This is a genomic window from Nitrosomonas oligotropha (assembly GCF_900106555.1).
Classification (GTDB): Bacteria; Pseudomonadota; Gammaproteobacteria; order Burkholderiales; family Nitrosomonadaceae; genus Nitrosomonas; species Nitrosomonas oligotropha_A.
In genome coordinates this window covers 24,291-42,654 of the sequence record NZ_FNOE01000024.1, presented here as the reverse complement: position 1 = coordinate 42,654, position 18,364 = coordinate 24,291, and the positions used below count along the sequence as shown (strand labels likewise).

Annotated in this window: 23 protein-coding genes and 3 tRNA genes; 15 read left to right on the top strand and 11 right to left on the bottom strand. The window is 51.6% G+C overall.

Features of this window, described 5'->3' with window-relative positions:
• Positions 1 to 102 precede the first annotated feature (102 nt).
• From BLU57_RS12010 to BLU57_RS11945, 14 genes are all read left to right on the top strand, one after another.
• On the top strand, positions 103 to 729 hold the full coding sequence (locus tag BLU57_RS12010; RefSeq protein WP_218131665.1) for a phage tail sheath family protein: 627 nt from the start codon (positions 103 to 105) through the stop codon (positions 727 to 729).
• A gap of 15 nt (positions 730 to 744) precedes the next feature.
• Positions 745 to 1,248 (top strand): phage major tail tube protein, encoded by a 504-nt coding sequence (locus tag BLU57_RS12005; RefSeq protein ID WP_090321172.1) that lies wholly within the window; start codon positions 745 to 747, stop codon positions 1,246 to 1,248.
• An 11-nt stretch (positions 1,249 to 1,259) separates the two neighbouring features.
• Complete coding sequence (locus BLU57_RS12000; protein WP_090321169.1) at positions 1,260 to 1,544, top strand: phage tail assembly protein; 285 nt, start codon at positions 1,260 to 1,262, stop codon at positions 1,542 to 1,544.
• 46 nt (positions 1,545 to 1,590) lie between these two features.
• A complete protein-coding gene (locus BLU57_RS16895; RefSeq protein WP_090321166.1) occupies positions 1,591 to 1,683 on the top strand; it encodes a GpE family phage tail protein in 93 nt (30 codons plus the stop codon).
• Between the two features lie 24 nt (positions 1,684 to 1,707).
• Positions 1,708 to 3,789 (top strand): phage tail tape measure protein, encoded by a 2,082-nt coding sequence (locus tag BLU57_RS11990; RefSeq protein ID WP_090321164.1) that lies wholly within the window; start codon positions 1,708 to 1,710, stop codon positions 3,787 to 3,789.
• 17 nt (positions 3,790 to 3,806) lie between these two features.
• The gene (locus BLU57_RS11985; protein ID WP_218131664.1) at positions 3,807 to 4,772 is read left to right on the top strand and encodes a phage tail protein; all 966 of its coding nucleotides are present in this window, start codon (positions 3,807 to 3,809) and stop codon (positions 4,770 to 4,772) included.
• Positions 4,747 to 4,953, top strand: coding sequence for a tail protein X (locus tag BLU57_RS11980; RefSeq protein WP_090321161.1), 207 nt, complete (start codon positions 4,747 to 4,749; stop codon positions 4,951 to 4,953). Before BLU57_RS11985 ends, BLU57_RS11980 begins: the two co-directional genes overlap by 26 nt.
• Before the next feature lie 3 nt (positions 4,954 to 4,956).
• A complete protein-coding gene (locus BLU57_RS11975) occupies positions 4,957 to 6,009 on the top strand; it encodes a phage late control D family protein (RefSeq protein WP_090321158.1) in 1,053 nt (350 codons plus the stop codon).
• Positions 6,010 to 6,079: 70 nt separating this feature from the next.
• Complete coding sequence (locus BLU57_RS11970) at positions 6,080 to 6,370, top strand: hypothetical protein (protein WP_090321155.1); 291 nt, start codon at positions 6,080 to 6,082, stop codon at positions 6,368 to 6,370.
• Positions 6,371 to 6,417: 47 nt separating this feature from the next.
• Complete coding sequence (locus BLU57_RS11965) at positions 6,418 to 6,636, top strand: hypothetical protein (protein WP_090321152.1); 219 nt, start codon at positions 6,418 to 6,420, stop codon at positions 6,634 to 6,636.
• Positions 6,637 to 6,645: 9 nt separating this feature from the next.
• On the top strand, positions 6,646 to 6,936 hold the full coding sequence (locus BLU57_RS11960; RefSeq protein ID WP_090321150.1) for a hypothetical protein: 291 nt from the start codon (positions 6,646 to 6,648) through the stop codon (positions 6,934 to 6,936).
• Positions 6,936 to 7,736 carry a hypothetical protein gene (locus tag BLU57_RS11955; protein WP_143026975.1) on the top strand — a complete coding sequence of 267 codons (801 nt, stop codon included), beginning with the start codon at positions 6,936 to 6,938 and terminating at the stop codon, positions 7,734 to 7,736. Before BLU57_RS11960 ends, BLU57_RS11955 begins: the two co-directional genes overlap by 1 nt.
• Before the next feature lies 1 nt (position 7,737).
• Entirely contained in the window at positions 7,738 to 8,766 is a 1,029-nt protein-coding gene (locus BLU57_RS11950; protein WP_090321145.1) for a hypothetical protein, read from the top strand.
• 9 nt (positions 8,767 to 8,775) lie between these two features.
• Positions 8,776 to 9,369 carry a hypothetical protein gene (locus tag BLU57_RS11945; RefSeq protein WP_143026974.1) on the top strand — a complete coding sequence of 198 codons (594 nt, stop codon included), beginning with the start codon at positions 8,776 to 8,778 and terminating at the stop codon, positions 9,367 to 9,369.
• A gap of 112 nt (positions 9,370 to 9,481) precedes the next feature.
• On the opposite strand, the gene BLU57_RS11940 is transcribed toward BLU57_RS11945, so the two are convergent.
• The 3 genes from BLU57_RS11940 to BLU57_RS11930 all read right to left on the bottom strand — a co-directional run bounded on the left by BLU57_RS11940 (position 9,482) and on the right by BLU57_RS11930 (position 9,848).
• Positions 9,482 to 9,571: transfer RNA gene (locus BLU57_RS11940), tRNA-Leu, on the bottom strand.
• 19 nt (positions 9,572 to 9,590) lie between these two features.
• Positions 9,591 to 9,664, bottom strand: a tRNA-Cys gene (locus tag BLU57_RS11935).
• Positions 9,665 to 9,773: 109 nt separating this feature from the next.
• A tRNA-Gly gene (locus BLU57_RS11930) sits at positions 9,774 to 9,848 on the bottom strand.
• A 193-nt stretch (positions 9,849 to 10,041) separates the two neighbouring features.
• Here BLU57_RS11930 and BLU57_RS11925 point away from each other — a divergent pair.
• Entirely contained in the window at positions 10,042 to 10,329 is a 288-nt protein-coding gene (locus BLU57_RS11925) for a hypothetical protein (protein WP_090321139.1), read from the top strand.
• Positions 10,330 to 10,373: 44 nt separating this feature from the next.
• Here BLU57_RS11925 and epsC read toward each other — a convergent pair whose 3' ends face one another.
• The 8 genes from epsC to BLU57_RS11885 all read right to left on the bottom strand — a co-directional run bounded on the left by epsC (position 10,374) and on the right by BLU57_RS11885 (position 18,327).
• The gene (epsC, locus tag BLU57_RS11920; RefSeq protein WP_090321136.1) at positions 10,374 to 11,327 is read right to left on the bottom strand and encodes a serine O-acetyltransferase EpsC; all 954 of its coding nucleotides are present in this window, start codon (positions 11,325 to 11,327) and stop codon (positions 10,374 to 10,376) included.
• Positions 11,328 to 11,370: 43 nt separating this feature from the next.
• A complete protein-coding gene (locus BLU57_RS11915) occupies positions 11,371 to 12,459 on the bottom strand; it encodes a sulfate/molybdate ABC transporter ATP-binding protein (RefSeq protein ID WP_090321133.1) in 1,089 nt (362 codons plus the stop codon).
• Entirely contained in the window at positions 12,456 to 13,337 is an 882-nt protein-coding gene (cysW, locus tag BLU57_RS11910; protein ID WP_090321130.1) for a sulfate ABC transporter permease subunit CysW, read from the bottom strand. Before cysW ends, BLU57_RS11915 begins: the two co-directional genes overlap by 4 nt.
• An 8-nt stretch (positions 13,338 to 13,345) precedes the next feature.
• The gene (gene cysT / locus BLU57_RS11905; RefSeq protein ID WP_090321127.1) at positions 13,346 to 14,179 is read right to left on the bottom strand and encodes a sulfate ABC transporter permease subunit CysT; all 834 of its coding nucleotides are present in this window, start codon (positions 14,177 to 14,179) and stop codon (positions 13,346 to 13,348) included.
• Between the two features lie 37 nt (positions 14,180 to 14,216).
• Positions 14,217 to 16,052: a family 2A encapsulin nanocompartment cargo protein cysteine desulfurase gene (locus tag BLU57_RS11900; RefSeq protein ID WP_090321124.1), complete on the bottom strand. Its 1,836-nt coding sequence runs from the start codon at positions 16,050 to 16,052 to the stop codon at positions 14,217 to 14,219.
• The gene (locus BLU57_RS11895; protein WP_090321121.1) at positions 16,039 to 16,956 is read right to left on the bottom strand and encodes a family 2A encapsulin nanocompartment shell protein; all 918 of its coding nucleotides are present in this window, start codon (positions 16,954 to 16,956) and stop codon (positions 16,039 to 16,041) included. Before BLU57_RS11895 ends, BLU57_RS11900 begins: the two co-directional genes overlap by 14 nt.
• Before the next feature lie 98 nt (positions 16,957 to 17,054).
• Positions 17,055 to 17,885, bottom strand: a complete 831-nt coding sequence (locus tag BLU57_RS11890) for an EAL domain-containing protein (protein WP_090321118.1) — start codon at positions 17,883 to 17,885, stop codon at positions 17,055 to 17,057.
• 97 nt (positions 17,886 to 17,982) lie between these two features.
• Positions 17,983 to 18,327, bottom strand: a complete 345-nt coding sequence (locus BLU57_RS11885) for a DUF2325 domain-containing protein (RefSeq protein ID WP_090321114.1) — start codon at positions 18,325 to 18,327, stop codon at positions 17,983 to 17,985.
• Between the last annotated feature and the right edge of the window lie 37 nt (positions 18,328 to 18,364).

Genomic DNA, 18,364 nt, shown 5'->3' with positions numbered 1-18,364 from the left:
ATCAGCTTACAGGCTTAAGATTGGTACACTTTTATTCCGCGATTGCGACGAAATTTAGCGCGCCTCAGTGGTACATTTTTACACCGCTATTTATAGGTTTACATGGTCGATCCGGCATTGAAAGTCTGGGACGAAACCACATCCGCCGAAATCGTCATGCCTGCATCGCCTTATGTTGCCGGATTGTTTGCCAGAACCGACAAGGAATATGGCTTCTGGGCGTCGCCATCGAACAAGGAGTTCTTGAGCGTGATCGGCACCGCGCGCCCGGTTGAATTCCTGGATGGCGACGATACCTGCCGCGCCAATCTATTGAACAACGCGCACATCACAACCATCATCCGCGATGGCGGCTACCGCTTGTGGGGTAACCGCACATTGTCGAGCGATGCCAAATGGGGATTTGTGACGCGCGTGCGTACACTCGATATCGTCATGGATGCGATTCTCTTCGGGCACAAATGGGCGGTGGACCGCTCCATCACCAAAACCTACGTGAAAGACGTGACCGAAGGGCTGCAAGCCTTCATGCGCGACCTGAAAGCACTGGGCGCGATCATCAATTTCGAGGTGTACCCGGATCCGGAACTGAATACGGTCAGCCAGTTGGAACAGGACCGCGTGTACTGGAATATTCGATTTACTGATGTTCCACCGGCTGAAAATCCACAATTCCGCGTTGAAGTGACCAATCAATGGATCACCGAAGTGCTGGATATCAATAACTAGAACGGAGCCTGAGAAATGATCCCACAAACGTTAGTGAATATGAACCTGTTCGTCGACGGCAAAGGTTTTGCAGGGCAGGTTACCTCGGTCACGCTGCCGAAACTGAAACGCAAAACCGATGAGAACCGCGCCGGCGGCATGGACGGGCCGGTCAAGATCGGCATGGGCATGGAAGCGATGGAGGCCAGCTTCTCATTGAGCGGCATGTCGACCGATGCGTTGGCGTTTTTCGGCATCGCCGACGATACCGCATTCAACGGTAATTTCCGTGGCGCCTTCAAGGATCAGAAAGGCGCTATCGTTCCGGTTATCGCTACCTTCCGCGGCATGCTGGAAGAAATCGACATGGGCGATTGGAAACCAGGCGAAAAAGCCGAAACCAAGTACAGCATTGCGCCCAGCTATTACAAGCTGGAGGTCAGCGGTCAGGTGATTTATGAGTTGGATTATTTGAACAACATTCGCGTGATTAACGGCAAGGATGAAGCCGCCGAAGAACGCGCTGCAATTGGCATGTAAGTGGAGGAAACATGAGCGAAGCTGAAGAAAACAAACCGGTCATCACAATGACGGAAACCGTCAAATTGAGTATTCCGATACAGATTAACGGTGTCACCACGGACCGGCTGGTGATGCGTCGCCCTAAACTGAAGGATTTTCGCAATGCCAGCAAAATGGCTGGAAAAGATCAGGAAGAACAGGAAATCCGGCTGTTTTGCATACTGACCGATTGCGCACCATCTGATTTGGAGGAACTGGATTACGCCGATTACGGCAAACTCCAGAACGCATTTCAGCACATGGTTAAAGGCTGAAACAGGAATCGGCGGAATACCGCATGAAAAGGATTTATGGGACTGCATGGCAAGAGTTGCCAGAACATACCATTTCCAGCCGTCGGAAATAGATGAATTGGAACTGCCCGAATTTATCGAGTGGTTGAAGCGCTGTTGAAACTATTTTGCGGATTGATTGAACATGGCATTCGGTAACAATATCAGCTTAGGAATGATCATCGGCGGCGCCGTTGCGGCAAGTTTCAGCAGCGCGATCGGTTCCGCCACGTCGAAGATCGGCTATTTCAAGAAACAAGCCGAATCGGCGCGCGGTTTCAAGTCGATGATCGGCGACACGATTCGCCTGCGCGAGGAATTGAACAAGGCTGCCGGTACCGATGCGTTTGCCAAGATCAAGGAAAAGCACGACAAGAGCATTGAAAACCTTAAGAAACATGGAATCAACGTAAAAGACCTGCAACGCGAATACGATCAGCTGGGGAAAACGGTAAAAGGCTTGGAGATGGTGGATGCCGGGAATGCAAAAATCGGCGACGCGATGCAGAATATCAAGCGCTCTGGCCAAGCCATTGCCGGTGTCGTGGCGGCAACCGTGGTTCCCGCACTGGCTTCAGCGAGCTTTGAATCAATCGTGCGTGATATCGCCATCAAAGGCGGCATTGCCCGCACGGTGAAAGAACAGGCGTTATCCGAAGGTATTCTGAAAGATGCACAGGATAGCGGCATGAGTCACGGCGAACTGGCGCAAGCGGTCAATACGCTCGTTGCCGGTGGTATGGCAGTGGAAGAAGCCGCCAGCCTGGCCAAAACGATGGCGCGATTCAGTATCAGCCAGAACGCGCAATCCGAAGACGTTGCCAAGATGATTCTGGCATTGCGGCAAGCGGGCATTTCAGATCCCGCTTTGATGGAAAAATCGCTCGGTAAAGTAGCGGTTGCCGGTGATCTGGGCAGCTTCGAATCGAAAGACATGGCCAAGCATTTTGCCAGCCTGATGCCGCAAATGACGATGTTCGGTTTCTTGGGCGAACGCGGCACGGCTGAGTTGGCCAATATGCTGCAAACGCAAATGAAAGCGGCCGGCAGTACCGATGAAGCGGCGAATAACCTGGCCAATTTGTTCAGCAAAATCACGTCCGAGGACACTAGATCCAAGTTCGAGAAGAAAGGCTTCAGCCTGCAAAACTCGATGGAACTGGCGATCTCTCAGGGACTCGACCCGGTCACTGCGTTTTTGAAACTGGTTCAAAAAATGTCGAGCCAGTCAGATCCGGCAAAAGCGGCGCAAATGGCCGATCTGCAAAAACAAATAGCCGATGCGCAGGACCCGGCAGCGGCGCAAAAAATGCTTGATGGCTATCTTGAAATGGCCGGTTTGTCGGAATTCATCTCCGACCGGCAGGCAAAGCAAGCCGCTCTGGCCGTGCTGCAAAACCAGAAACTGCATGAAAGCAATTTGAGCCTGATTCAGGCAGCGGACGGCGAAGCCAAGATCGAAAAGGATTTAGCCGACCGCCGCGCGGCATCGGCGCGGAAATGGAGCGAAGCGGGCAATGCATTCAACCGAGTAATGATTCGCGTGGGTGATGCGCTATCGCCGGTCACCGATTGGTTCGCCGATCAAATCATACGCATCGGCGGCGCAATCGAAGAGCTCGCCAAGGAATCACCACAAGCCGTGCAAGCCCTGACCTTCGCGGCTGCGGCATTTGCGGCGATCGGCGCCGTGGTTGGTGTCGTCAAGTTATTATTGGGTGGTCTCAAGGTTCTGCAAGGTTTGCTGACGCTGGTGGGCGGCGGGAAAATTCCCGGCGGTATCGGCGATAAGCTTAATCTTCCCGGTAGCGGTAAAACTTCCATTTTCGGCGGGCTTGGTAAAGCCGCCGGATCGATGCTTGGATCAGTGGCCGGTAAATTTTCTGGCGGGTCAATTGGTATGGGTATCGCTGCTCTGCAAGCGGGTTATTCGATCGGGGAAGTTATTGCGCCGCTGATCGATAAGGGTCTGTCAAAAATGACCGGTGAAAACACCACGCTGGGCGGCTGGCTGTACGACAAGATGCACCCGGAACAAGCCGCTGCGGCTAAGGCGATGACCGCGCCAGCGACGCAGAATAATACTTTTTCACCGACAATTCAGGTGACCGTGCAAGGCGATGTTAAAGACCCGGATCATCTGGTTAACGAAATTATGCGGCATTTGGAACAAAAGCAAGCGCGAAGCGCAAACGGTGCGATGTTCGATGCTGCATACGCGCAATAGATCGCTAGGATTCCTGCATGTTCAATGATCTGATCGATACGGCGGCAACCCGTTGTAGCGTTGCCTGCGAGCAAACCAGGCGCATGCAGGGAATCGTCACGCGCAGCGCTACTACGGGCAGCACGGCGGCTCAGAATCTTATCCTGCTTGTTGACTCATTAAGCCGGATTGAAAGCGCCGGTACTGTCAACATGCAGGCGGCAGGGCAGGCGCTCGCGCAGGCAAATAGTATATTGGCTAGCGGTGTTTTGGGGGTTGATGCAGCTACAGCAGCGCGCAGTTTAAGCAGCATCGGCAATTCCATTTCATTGGCACGCACGCTGGGTAATCGCATTATGCAAGGCGTGACCGGTATTTCCGGCGGCGATCCGCTGAGCATCATTAATGGTGTTGGTGGCGGGATAAATGATTCTATTTCTGCAGTTGACGCAATATTCACTGGCGTGCAGAAATCTTTCAATGCGGCATTCGGTCAGGGTGCATCCGGATTGGAAAATATCGAACTGACCACGTTATCGCCAAGTGATTTGATGAGCGGGTTTCGCGGCGGGCTACCGGATGCCGGTGCGGCTCACGCGCACTTGCTGGTGCTGACCTCGCAAGGTGGAGAAAGTTATTACTTTAACCTATCCACGGCTGGGTATGACACCTTGCGGCGGCAAACGAATTATAACGTTTCTGCGCAAAGCCGCCTTACCCGTAGTGATGCGCTGCAAGCGGTATCCAGGGGCGGGGAGACCATGTCGATCAGCGGTGCCATTTTCACCAAGAAATCTGGCGCCGGACAACTGGATCGATTGCGCAGCATAGGCTATGCAATGACTCCGGTTAATCTGACCACCGGTTACGGCGAAACGCTCGGGCAATGGTACCTGACCCGCATTGAGGAAGAACAAAGCAACTTGTTTACCGACGGTATGCCGCGCAAGCAACAATTCACATTAGAGTTCCAGCGTTATGGCGAAGACTATCAGAACATCTGACGGCGACCGGCTGGATACGCTGTGCTACCGGCATTACGGCAGCCTGAACGGCACCGTGGAAGCGGTTATCCACGCGAATCCCGGTTTGGCCAAAGTGGTTCAGCCGTTTGCATCGGGCGTGATTATCCGTTTGCCGAATCTGCCGGCGCAAACCAAAAAACAAATTCAGTTGTGGAGCTGACGATTGAAACCGGATTTTAAGGTCATCGCCGATAATCAGGACATCACCGACCTGTTGCGTGACCGGTTGCTGTCATTGCGCACAACCGACAAGCCCGGGCTGGAATCGGATGATTGCGAAATCGTGATCGATGACCGTGACGGCGCTGTCGCCTTCCCGAAAAAGGGCGCGACGCTTGAAATTAGCCTGGGCTACGAAGGCGACGGGCAACTGTCGTTCATAGGCCGCTACACGGTCGATGAAATAGAAATCAACGGTCCGCCGCAGAGCATGATGATCCGCGCCAAACCGGCGGATATGGTTGCATCGCTCAAGGAGCAAAAGCGCCGCTCGTGGGAAAACACCACGCTGGATGCGATTGTTGGTGATATTGCCCGGGATAATGCGTTGCAGCCGTTCTGCCCGTTGAATCCGGCCATTGCCCGCGCCGATCAGATTAATGAATCCGACGTGCATTTCATCACCCGCATGGCACGCCAGTACGGTGCAACGGCTACCGTAAAGGACGGCAAGCTGATTGTAATCACGCGCGGGGAAGGCAAAAGCGGCAGCGGAATTGAACTGCCGACAATTGCGCTGCATCGTGACGATATCGCTAGCTATTCACTGTCGTTTCCTGATCGGGCGCTATACAGCGAAGTGCGCGCGAGCTATCAGAATCGCGCAACCGGGCAACTGCAAACCATCGTCTTGACGAACGAAACGGCGCCGGGCACCGCGCATGCGCCTAAGCACACCGACCGGCATATCCACCCCACAGCAGCGGAAGCTCAGGCCGCAGCCCAAAGCCGCAAGGCCGCGCTGAACCGTGCCACGATGAGCGGCCGTATCGAATTGATGAAAGGACGCGCCGATGTGGGTGCGGAAAAGTGGCTGGAACTGACCGGCATCAAGGACGAAGCCGATGGAACTTACTTAATCGAATCGGTTGAACAGAATTTCACCCGTAGCGCATGGATCACCACGCTCCGCATCAACGCCGGAAACGAAGGCAAAAGCGCCATTGGCCGTGGCAATGCCAAGAAAAAGGAACTGAAAGTTTTGAAAATAGAATGACCAGGAACTGAACTGAATTTATCAACCAAAGCCGCGATAAAACGCGGCTTTTTTATTTTTGGAGACGGAAATGCTGAAGGAAATCAGAACGCAACTTGAAAATGACTTGGCCAAAATTCACGAAGCTGTAAAAACCAGCAGCGTGAACGAAGTGCAGGAGCGTGTTATGGACGCGATCGTGCAAGCCAAGAAAAATGCGGATAAAAGTTTTCAACAACTGGAAATAGCTAATGCGCAGGCGGATGAAGTTGTCGATCCGCATATTGAAAAAATTCTGCGCAGCAGATGGACGGCATTGATCACCGGCGCTGTGGTGCTGGGCAGCTTTATCTTGGGCCTGATTGTTGGTGCCAACATCTGAGCCTGGTATTGCGGGCTGATTATTAATTAACAAATCAGAGGTGCTAGATGAGCGACAAAGACCCAGGCGGCGGATGCCCGTATTTAACAGAAGAGCAAGTTGAGGAGATCGCCGAAAGAGCTGCTGAAAGGGCGCTAAACAAAATGGCGGATCAGGTATACCGGGAGGTTGGAAAGGGCGTGGTCAGTAAAGCGCTTTGGTTGATTGGCGTTGTCGCTGTGGGACTGGCGATGTGGCTCAAATCGAAAGGTTTTATCGATCTATAGGATGGGAATATGGAAGGACTCTATATCAAAGGCACACCGGATATTGTACCGCTGAGCATTTCCGGTAGTGCTGCTCAAACATCTCATCTGCCTGCCGGTTCATACAAAGTTTATGCAACCGAGCTGTGTTTCATCAAGATTGATCAAGGCGATCTCAGCAGCCTGACGCCAACGACTGCCAAAGACATAATCCCCAAAAAAACCGTATGGCTGTATGACGTTGCCGAAAACGACAGAATCGCCATCGTAGGCAATCCAGGCTCAACAGGAACGGTCTATATCTATAAGGTGTGGAGGTAATGATGTTCGGAGTAAGCGTTCCGTCAGATGTTGATGAAGAAACAAAAGCGCTGGGTATCCCACGAATGAACATGACAGGCGGTTTTTCTGATTATTTAATAGACAAGGATGGAAATAAGCTGGCCAGCAAGTTTATTTCAGGCCCGTTCTACGACATTCCTTCCGCCAAGGATCACCCCGGCCTGATTTATAGACCAACCGACGCAGGTATTGGCGGCAATGTGTTATTTGCTGACGGCACCAGATGGCGGGCGGTAGGTGGCGCTATTAACGTGCTGCTCAAATACAACGTTGCGCCAACGCGCAGCGCCACTCCGGTATCGGTGGCCAAGTTTGTTCTTCCTTACTCTCCAATTGAGGGGTCGCTGTGGCAGGATGGCGACTTGATGGAGTTCACCTCAGTTATAGAGCGGACATCAACGGATGCTGGTGATAACACTAAAACCATTTACCGGGATGTGCATATTGGCAGTAATGCCACGATGGCGAATAACGATCCTATCGCAAGCACAACAACAGCCGCCGCTAACGATGGCATTCCGGAATTGATGCTGCGGTTCAGGAGGATCGATTCTACTACTATTCAGCATTTGGGTATCAGAGTGAATGCCTTCGATAACTGGGGCGGCCCGAGTACGAATAATCCACACTCAGCATATGGAATAAGTAATTTTGAAAATATGGATAGAGCCAATATGAATGTTGATTTTGGCCTTCACTTCTCAGCTGCGCCAACGGTTGATGCTGCGCGACTTTATTTTGTTTTTGCAAGATTAGTTACTTGCGGCCCAGGAGCGTGATATGACAATTGATAATGCAACGATAAGCGTAGTTAAAACTATTAACCCTCCAATACCGGCATCCACCCAGCTCTTCGCGTCTAATTTCAAAGTTAGCATATCGGCTTTTGCAACAGGAGGAAGAGCTTCATTCTCTGGTACTGATACGGATACTGGTTATGTTTGGCCATTTTCAGGCGGAGGCAGTAATCAGGCGCTTAAATCTGTCCTTTCCGATTGCTTGTTAATTAATAATTATGTTTCAGGTGGCATTACTGCGGCAAATGCTGGCAGTTACGGGCGTGCGACCATCAGGGATGCCGTCGGAGCGCCCGGCGAAAAGGAGCTGTTTCTGGAACTTCTTGATTCCGGCGCTATAGATCGAGTTGATCATACAAACCAACCATTCGGAGCGCAATTAGACCTAGAATTTTCCCGCATTCAAGATGGCATGTCGCCGCTTCCTCCCGATTTTAATGATTTATATGTTAGCCATTACTTTAAGTTCCCGGCATCTATCGCTACCGATCTTGCTGTCGGAGGGTATACCACCATTTTTGACATTAAGTCGGGTGGCTACACTAATCTGTATAACGGCGATAACAGGATAACTGTAGGATTAATAAAAGGGGCTGACGGGAATCTGTACACTCGTACAGACGGTGACCGGAATGCAAATGGAAGCGTAATAGCCACGTCTCCGGATGGAATATTGCCTTGGGTTTACGACGGCACATTTTCTTACTGGCGCGAAACTTTCAAATCTTTCCCGATTACGCTTGATGCGTGGCATAAATTTGAAATTTACATACACCGCGATGCAAAAAATGGGATCTGCCTAGTTTCTATAGACGATACCATCGTGTGCTATCACGTAGGCAGAACATTAGGGGAGTTTGGGTTGCCGTGGGGAAGGATATTCCCTTTTCTGATTTACGGAAATCACGGGCCGGGCAAAGGATCGGTGCGGCGTTTAAGGGTTCACGATTACCCTCCCAATGGATCAGCATTGCAATTGCCAGCTGCTTCCTTGCTGTACAGGTACGGATAAGTAATCTCATTGAAAGAAACCGCTTCGGCGGTTTCTTTGTTTTATAGGAGTCTGAAAATTATGGCTGGATACGCAACACTTGCCCGTTACGCCTTATGGGCTGCATTAATTATCGCTTGTACCTGGTTTGTCTGGCACATGGCATCAACCATCCACGACAACATTTTTAACGACGGCCGTGCGGCTGAACGAGCGGAATGGCTAGAAAAAGATAAAGATCGCATAGAGGAACAGGCAAAGGCACTTGGTGAGGCAATGGATCGCGTTGCCAAACAGAATGAAAGAAACATAACCAAAACAATGGAGGTGGTCGATGAACGAGACAAAGCACTTGCGAAACTTAAGAATGATATGCGTACTATGCGCACTAATACTCGTGGGATGTGGATCAGTGCCAAAGCATGCGATGATAGCGGACACTCATCTTTGTCCGGAAGAAACGACGATTCCAGAGAGTCTGGTGGAGCCGATCAAATACGACTTCCCGGAGATGTTGAGCGACGCCTTCAAGAAATCGGAGAGCTCGCCGGAGAAACAGTGATTAAATACAATGCTTGTGCAAATAAGCTCAGGTCGGTGGCAAAGGTAGTCCCTAACAAATAAACAAGGCACAAATATTGGTTGGGGGATTTTCAGAATTGCGGAACAAACCCAGAATTACGGAATAGAAAGGCAGATTATCTGATAGGTAAAATAAGCCTAACTTATTGATTATTGGTGCCCGGAGCCGGAATCGAACCGGCACGGGCGTTTTAGGCCCGAGGGATTTTAAGTCCCTTGTGTCTACCAATTTCACCACCCGGGCGATGGAAATATCAGATCGGTGGAGGCGGGGGTCGGAATCGAACCGGCGTAGACGGCTTTGCAGGCCGCTGCATGACCACTCTGCCACCCCGCCATTATTGCATAACTTCTAAATGTCTTGCTAATCTTACGGAGAAAGCCGGTAAGAGTAGTTATCCGATTCCCAGCAAGTAAAATTTCAAAGAGCCATTCCACAGAAAGAATGGAGCGGGAAACGAGGCTCGAACTCGCGACCCCAACCTTGGCAAGGTTGTGCTCTACCACTGAGCTATTCCCGCAATAAGAAGTTGCTGTGTGACTGGAGTCACTTCAGAAACGAAGGGTGGATTATAGAGATGCTGTACGTTTTGGTCAAGAAAATGCAGGCCGAGAATGAATAAACATTTTTACTTGATCGTGAATGAAGATTCCGGGGGATGAACAGTGGTATCGTATGCGTAATACGCTATTGACCGTTTGAGACCGATAAAAATGCAACCAACTGTGATTATCAATCAACATCGAAATACTGCAATCATTGTGGGAGCGAGTGGAAAGAAGCTGCTTGTGATCAAGCTGGGAAAAGGAAAATTGACAGTGACAACGATATCGCAGCAAGAAATCAACGCGCAGGGATATACAGTCAGTGATTATTCGCCCGCGCTGGCTGCGCAATCTTATCTGCGACATGGGGCAGGGGTCGGTGAGAAAGCGAAGAAATTGCTGGAAAAAATAGCCGCAGGTGAATTCTCAGATCAATTAATGTTTACATCCCATTGAGTGCATTGAGGAAACATGCGCTTTGTTTGTGTCGGGCAAAAATACTAAGTTCCAGTACCCGCAGCGATTACATCCGTGCGAATTTGCGCTTGCGTGACGTGACTTCCGGGCGGGATGCTGTGTGTCAGCCAGACATTGCCTCCGACCGTTGATCCATGGCCGATGGTGATACGCCCGAGAATCGTAGCGCTGGCATAGATCACCACATCATCTTCGACGATGGGGTGGCGCAAATTACCTTTCACCAGAATGCCCTGTTCGTCGACAGGAAAGCGCTTGGCACCGAGGGTGACAGCCTGATACAGCCGCACATTGCTGCCAATGATAGTAGTCTCGCCGATCACAACGCCGGTTCCATGATCAATAAAGAAACGATCGCCAATCTGCGCACCCGGATGGATTTCTATGCCGGTCAGCGAATGAGCGATTTCCGACATCATGCGGGCGATCAGCGGTACGCCCAACAGGTTCAATTCATGCGCGATGCGGTGGTGAATAATCGCTGTAATTCCGGGGTAGCATACCAATACATCGTCAATGCTGCGTGCTGCCGGATCGCCTTCATAGGCTGCACGAATGTCGTTTTCCAGTAAGCTGCGGATTTTGGGTAATTGCTGGGCAAACGTACTGGCAATACTCGCAGCATGTTCACGAATCGACGCACCGGCAATTTCCTGCCCAGAGACAAAAAACAATTCGTGGTGAATCTGATCGATCAGGTCGCGTAATGCAACATCCAGGGTATGTCCTACGTAGTAATCAATCCCTTCATCGGAAATGCTGGGTGTGCCCAAACGATTCGGAAACAACGCCGTGCTCAATCGTTCAATGATGGATGCCAGGACTTTCCGTGAAGGCAATTTGGGTGGCTTATTAAGCCGCTGCCGGTGCTCCAGGGAAGCCACACGTAATGCGCGTAATTGGGAAACAATATGATTGATTTCGGGGCGATTGATTTCTGATTCTGCTGCGCCCTGTGTTTTGAGTTCGATGGTCATGTCTTCAATCCATTTCGTTCAATCTGCTTTTCATTGCTACGTCTCAATGTTTCAATTGGCTGTGCGGATAGTTTGGGAACAAATCAAGCCGTCTGGGCTTGATAAAGACTTTCTCCCCCTTGGTGAGCTGCAATTCGCGAAAACGCTCCTTGCTGATTTCAGCGTGCACCAGGTGTCTCTCTTTGTCGTTTTCGCGCACCAGCTCCAGCCTGACAATCGGACCTACCGATAGAATATGAACAATCTGCGCCGCCAGCGCCGCTTCGCCATTTTGGGTGCGCTCGACTTCGATTTCATGCGGGCGGACATAAGCAATGGCGGCCAGTTCTTCCGCTTCGGCGTGTTCCGGCGCATCGACTTCCAGATCACCGATCCAAGCACGGCCGCGATGCAAGCGGCTATGGAATAAATTGACGTTGCCAAGGAATTCGTACACGAACGGACTGGCAGGCTGCTCGTACACTTCATCCGGTGTGCCGATTTGCTCAATCCGGCCTTCGTTCATGACGACTACCCGGTCAGCGACTTCCAGCGCTTCTTCCTGATCATGCGTGACAAATACACTGGTAATGTGCATGTCATCGTGCAGTCTGCGGAGCCAGGAGCGCAATTCCTTGCGCACCTTGGCATCCAATGCGCCGAAAGGTTCATCGAGCAATAACACTTTCGGTTCCACTGCCAGTGCCCGCGCCAAGGCAATACGCTGGCGCTGGCCGCCGGAAAGCTGGTGCGGATAGCGGTCTGCCAGCCAATCCAGCTGCACCAGATGCAATAATTTCATCACGCGGTCATGGATTTCCTCTTTAGACGGGCGGAATTTCTTCGGACGTACATTTAAACCGAAAGCGACATTCTCGAAAATCGTCATGTTGCGGAACAAGGCATAATGCTGAAAAACAAACCCGACCTGGCGGTCACGCACATGCTGATCGGTTGCATCTTCACCATGAAATAATACTTGCCCGCTATCGGCAGTTTCCAGTCCGGCGATCACGCGCAGCAGAGTGGTTTTACCGGAACCCGAAGGTCCCAGTAACGCCAGCAATTCACCGGAGTGCACTTGTAAACTGACATCATGCAGCGCGGTAAACGTGCCGAATTGTTTAGAGAGACTAATCACTTCAATGCTCATTCGAGACCTCGTTGTTTTTGATGTTGTTTATTCCGGAATTCAATCAGTGTTTTCAGCGCTAACGTCACCAATGCCAGTAAGGCCAGCAGCGAAGCCACGGCAAACGCAGCCGCAAAGTTATATTCGTTGTAGAGAATCTCGACATGCAAGGGCATGGTATTGGTGCTGCCGCGGATATGACCGGATACCACCGATACCGCGCCAAATTCGCCCATCGCCCTGGCATTACAAAGAATAGAGCCGTACAGCAAACCCCATTTGATATTCGGCAGCGTCACATGATAGAAAGTCTGCCAGCCGCTTGCGCCCAGCACAACGGCGGCTTCTTCTTCCTCGGTGCCCTGTGCTTGCATCAGTGGAATCAATTCACGTGCGATGAAGGGTACTGTTACAAACACAGTCGCTAACACGATACCGGGAACGGCAAAGATAATTTTGATATCGTGCTCCGCCAGCCATGGTCCCAGCCAGCCCTGCAAGCCAAACACGAGCACGTAAATCAATCCGGAAACTACCGGCGAGACTGAGAAAGGCAGATCGATCAATGTGATCAGCAGATTCTTGCCGCGAAATTCAAACTTGGCGATGGCCCAGGCCGCGGCGATGCCGAATATCAGGTTCAAAGGCACCGCAATGGCGGCTACCAGCAGCGTCAGTTTAATGGCGGAAACTGCATCGGGATCGGTGATAGCCGCGACATAAACTTCCACGCCCTTCTTGAATGCCTCATAGAAGACCGAAATCAGCGGCACAAACAGAAAGAGGGTTAAAAATACCAACGCCAAGCCGATCAAGGATCGGCGCACCCAGGCAGGCTCTTGTGTGGCGCGCTGCCGGAAGGTTTTACCGGCTAAGGGGAATGTAATCGTAGTGGTCATTATAGTTCTCAAGCTTGCATGCTGCGGCGCCGGCTCCACCATTGCAACAAATTAATAATCAATAATAGAGCGAAAGAAATCACCAGCATCACGACCGACAAGGCCGTAGCCCCGGCATAGTCATACTGTTCCAGCTTGGTGATAATCAACAGCGGTGTAATTTCGGAAATCATCGGCATATTACCGGCGATAAAAATCACCGAGCCGTACTCGCCGATTGCGCGTGCGAAAGCCAGCGCAAAACCGGTCATTAGCGCGGGATAGAGTGCCGGGAAAATCACGCGCGTAAAGGTTTGCCAGCGGTTGGCGCCGAGTGTCGCGGCTGCTTCCTCCAGCTCGGCTTCAATATCTTCGAGCACCGGCTGCACGGTACGCACCACAAACGGCAAACCGATAAAAGTCAGCGCTACAAAAATCCCCAGCGGCGTGAAAGCTACTTTGATGCCGAGCGGCTCAAGAAACTGTCCGATCCAGCCATTGCCGGCGTACAACGCGGTTAGCGCAATCCCGGCTACCGCGGTCGGCAGGGCGAAGGGGAGATCTACCAAAGCATCGACTATTTTCTTGCCGGGAAAATGATAGCGCACCAGCACCCACGCGACTAACAAACCGAAAAAGGCATTGACAGTGGCGGCCGCGAACGACGCGCCGAATGTCAACCGGTAAGAAGCCAGCACGCGCGGGGTGGTGGCAATCGACCAGAATTCCGGCCAGGTCAATTCAGCGGTACGAATGAACGCGGCCGACAACGGAATCAAAACGATCAGACTGAGATACAACAGTGTGAATCCCAATGCCAGATTGAACCCTGGCAAAATACTGTATTGCTTGAAACTGCTCAATTAAGAATTCCTTGTGTTGATTTAGATTAACCCATCATCAAAAGCTCGTACGCCCGCTTTGAATACGGCGCAGTGCGGCGACCAGAAAATCGATATCCGCACAGGTATTGTACAGCGCCAAAGACGGACGAACCGTCGTTTCCAGACCAAAGCGGCGCAAAATCGGCTGTGCACAGTGATGACCGGAACGCACGGCGATACCTTCACGATTCAACGCTGCACCGACTTCTTCGGAGCTGAATCCCTTCAGCACAAAAGACAGCACACCCGCTTTTTCCGGCGCGGTGCCGATCAGCCGTAAACCGGGAATTGAGCTCAGGCCGCGTGTTGCATAGACCAGCAATTGATGTTCATAGCGGCTGATGTTTTCAAGACCGATGCGTTGAACGTAATCAATCGCAGCGCCTAGTCCGACGGCATCAGCGATATTGCCGGTACCGGCTTCAAAACGGACGGGTGCCGCATGATAAATGGTTTTTTCAAAGGTGACATCTTGAATCATATTGCCTCCGCCCTGCCAAGGCGGCATGGCATTGAGCAACTCTAATTTGCCGAACAGTGCACCGATCCCGGTTGGAGCAAAAACTTTATGACCGGAAAAAACAAACCAGTCGCAATCGAGCTGCTGCACATCGACGCGCATGTGCGAAACCGATTGCGCGCCGTCCAACAGCACGCGCGCGCCAACACGATGCGCCATCGCGATCATTTGCTGCGCCGGTGTGATCGTACCGAGTGCATTCGATACTTGCGAAAATGCCACCAGCTTGGTGCGTGAGTTCAGCAATTTTTGATACTCATCCAGCAATATCTGGCCGTGATCATCCACGGGCGCAACGCGCAACTTTGCGCCTTTCTCGGTGCACAGCTGCTGCCACGGTACGATATTGGCGTGATGCTCCAGCCAGGAAATGACGATTTCGTCGCCTTCATTGATATGTTGGCGTCCCCAGCTTTGCGCAACGAGATTGATACCCTCGGTCGTGCCGCGGACAAAGACGATTTCATCGACGGATGGTGCATTCAGGAAATGACGGACTTTTTTGCGCGCATCTTCGTAGGCATCGGTCGCGCGTGCCGCCAATTCATGCGCGGCGCGGTGGATGTTGGAGTTCTCGTGCTGATAAAAATAGCTGAGGCGATCGATGACTGATTGCGGCTTCTGTGTCGTCGCGGCATTGTCCAGCCAAATCAGCGGACGGCCGTGCACCAGTTCTTTCAATATCGGGAAATCCCGCCGGATGGCATTAACGTCGAATGGCGGATGCGCAGCCGCATAGGCCGGTAGCGGCGTGCCCGCCGCTGGTGATGCAATGCTGTCGAGAAAGTAGAATGACGATGCCTGGTTGGGATTGGCCGGGATGGCGGTATGTGCGAGCGTAGCTTTCTGCGCCGGTGTGAGGAGTGTGCGTAATTCTTCCTCAAACGGTAGCGGGATGACCGATGGAATAGGGGAAGTGGTCAGATTGAAATGATCCGTAGTCAATGCGGAATTCTCCTGCGTCGGCAGCGGCACAGCCGCAGAAGGGACGCCAGCGGTTTGTGCTATGCCGGGCACAGCGGAATAACTCTCTTTTGCCGATGAAAGCAAAGTGTTGAGTTCATCCTCGAATGGTAATGGAATGGCTGAAGCGTATACAGAACTTCCCACGCGCGGATAGTCCGAAGGGAATGACGGAACTTCCAGCGCAGGCGCCGATGTGGCCGTGGATGCCGCTGCCGTGGAGGAGGGCACGCCTGCGGCAGGCGTTGCATTGGGCAAAGCGGAAAACATTTCGTTGGCCATGCGGGTCAGTAACTCGACATCCGGCAGATAGCTGGATGCCGCGTCCAGACTTTCGCCCGAGGGATGGTCGAGATTACTTGTACTCATGATATTTACCCACTTCGACATTTTCGAGCACGCCGAGCGCATCCTCGGTCAATACCGCCAGCGAGCAATAGAGGGAAACCAGATAAGAGGCAATCGCTTTGTGATTGATGCCCATGAAACGCACCGATAATCCCATGCCTTGCTGGCCCGGTAAATCCGGTTGATAGAGTCCGACCACGCCTTGGCGGCTTTCGCCGGTACGCAGCAGCAGAATACTGGTTTTGCCGCCGGTGATATTGACCTTGTTGCTCGGGATCAATGGAATGCCGCGCCAAGTCAGGAATTGTGAGCCAAACAATGAAACCGTCGGAGGTGGAACGCCACGGCGGGTACATTCACGGCCGAACGCTGCAATCGCTTGCGGGTGCGCGAGAAAAAAGCCGGGTTCTTTCCAGACACGCGCAATCAACTCATCCAAGTCATCGGGGGTGGGTGCGCCTGTGCGTGTTTTTACCCGCATCGATTTGGCGGCGTTATTGAGCAAGCCGTATTCCTTGTTATTGATCAGCTCGCTTTCCTGGCGTTCTTTTGCTGTTTCAATCGTAAGGCGTAACTGTTCGCGGATTTGATTGTGCGGGCTGCTATACAGATCGGAAACCCGGGTATGCACGTCCAGCACGGTATTGACCGCGTTCAGAACATATTCCCGCCCCCATTCTTCATAATCCACGAATGTCGCGGGTAATTCGCGTTCATCCTTGGCGGAGCAATCGACTTCCACCTGATCGGGGTCCTTTACTTTATTTACGCGATAAATACCCGCTTCGACCGGTACCCATTGCAGCAAGTGGGTGAGCCAGCGTGGCGTGATGGTTCCCATCATCGGGACGGTTTTTGTAGCATTGGCAAGCGTGCGAGCGGCTACATCACCTAATGCGGTATGGCCTTGATGAATGTCGGTCATGCTAATTCTCCTTGGATTAAGTCAATAATGTTGTAACGAATACTGTCAGGCTTGAGAAACGAATTGAGATGATGGCGTATGGATGTTCTCCTTTTGTTTTAATTAACCGGTCTTGAAGCAGGCGTCAGCTCGGTTGTTTTGATCACGGATAACGGTTTGCCGAGCAGATTGCCTTGCAGATAATCGGCCTCGGTGCGTTTCGCGGCTGCTAACTGTTCCGCTGTTTCGATGTCCCGCACCAGCAAGCTTGCGCCGAAGCTATGGACGGTATTCGCCAGCTCGGCAATGGTTTCGTGACGCATCAGATCGCTGGCCGCGATTCGCACCACGTCCGGATACAAACTGCCCAGTTCCGCCATCCAATCGCTATTGGTGCCGGAGTAGTTGGCGGCAATCCGGTAGCCGCGCGAACGGTAATTGCCGATGACATGCTGCAGCAGCTTCCAATTACGATTGACGATAGCCGGAATTTCGATGACGACGCGCGAGGTTTTTACACCGATGAGGTCGAGAAAGTTCTCAAATGCGCGGCCGTGATCGTCTTTGACGCTCTCCAATAAGCGCGGATGAACTTCGACAAACAAATTGTCCGACTGGGATGTGTGATTGAAATAATAATTCAACGCATGAATTGCGCGGCATAAGCGATCCAGCTCAATGAGCTGATCATCTTTTGACGCCATGGCGAAGACTTGCCATGGCCAGAGTGCAATTTCTTCGTTTGACTTGGAACGCACATACGCGGCATGTGCGATGGTTTTGCCCAGATCGATGCTAAAAATGGGTTGAAAAACGCTGGTTAATTCGCATTGATAAAAATACCCGCTGATCCAGCCGTTGTCAGCGCGTTTTAAGGCGTAGTCGGTGGCGGAATTGATGAGTTCAAATTCATCGAGTGCCGTGAATGTGTTGTTTGCTGACGTATTCATGGAACCATCTCCATAGAAATGAATGCTGCTATGCATAGACAAAAACAATGGTTCTGTTACAGGCTTAAGATATTTCTATGGGCTGCAATTGAACTTGTTAGTGGTACTTCCGTGTTAGATTTCTTTGCTCACAAAAACTGTTACAACAACTGCCCTTATCGGTTGGGTAGATATCCTTTAATTTGCGCCTCAGCTCATTGACAGAACGATGGCAATAAACGAGCGGAATACCATTCCGATTCGCTTGATCTTTGATCGAGTTGGCAAAGTTGTGATTAATGAGGTCGCAAATAACGATGATCAATTGTGTCTCATGTGGAAGTTGCCGCTTGTTAAAGCCTTTTGCGCGGCCGCTCCAATGCTCGATGCGTGCATTGTGTTGCGTGGCAATCAGCTGCTTGAACGATGTCACGTAATCTCCACCAACGATAAGAACGGTCATATTGAATCCTTTTTGTTTATTAGCGCGCCGTAGCGCG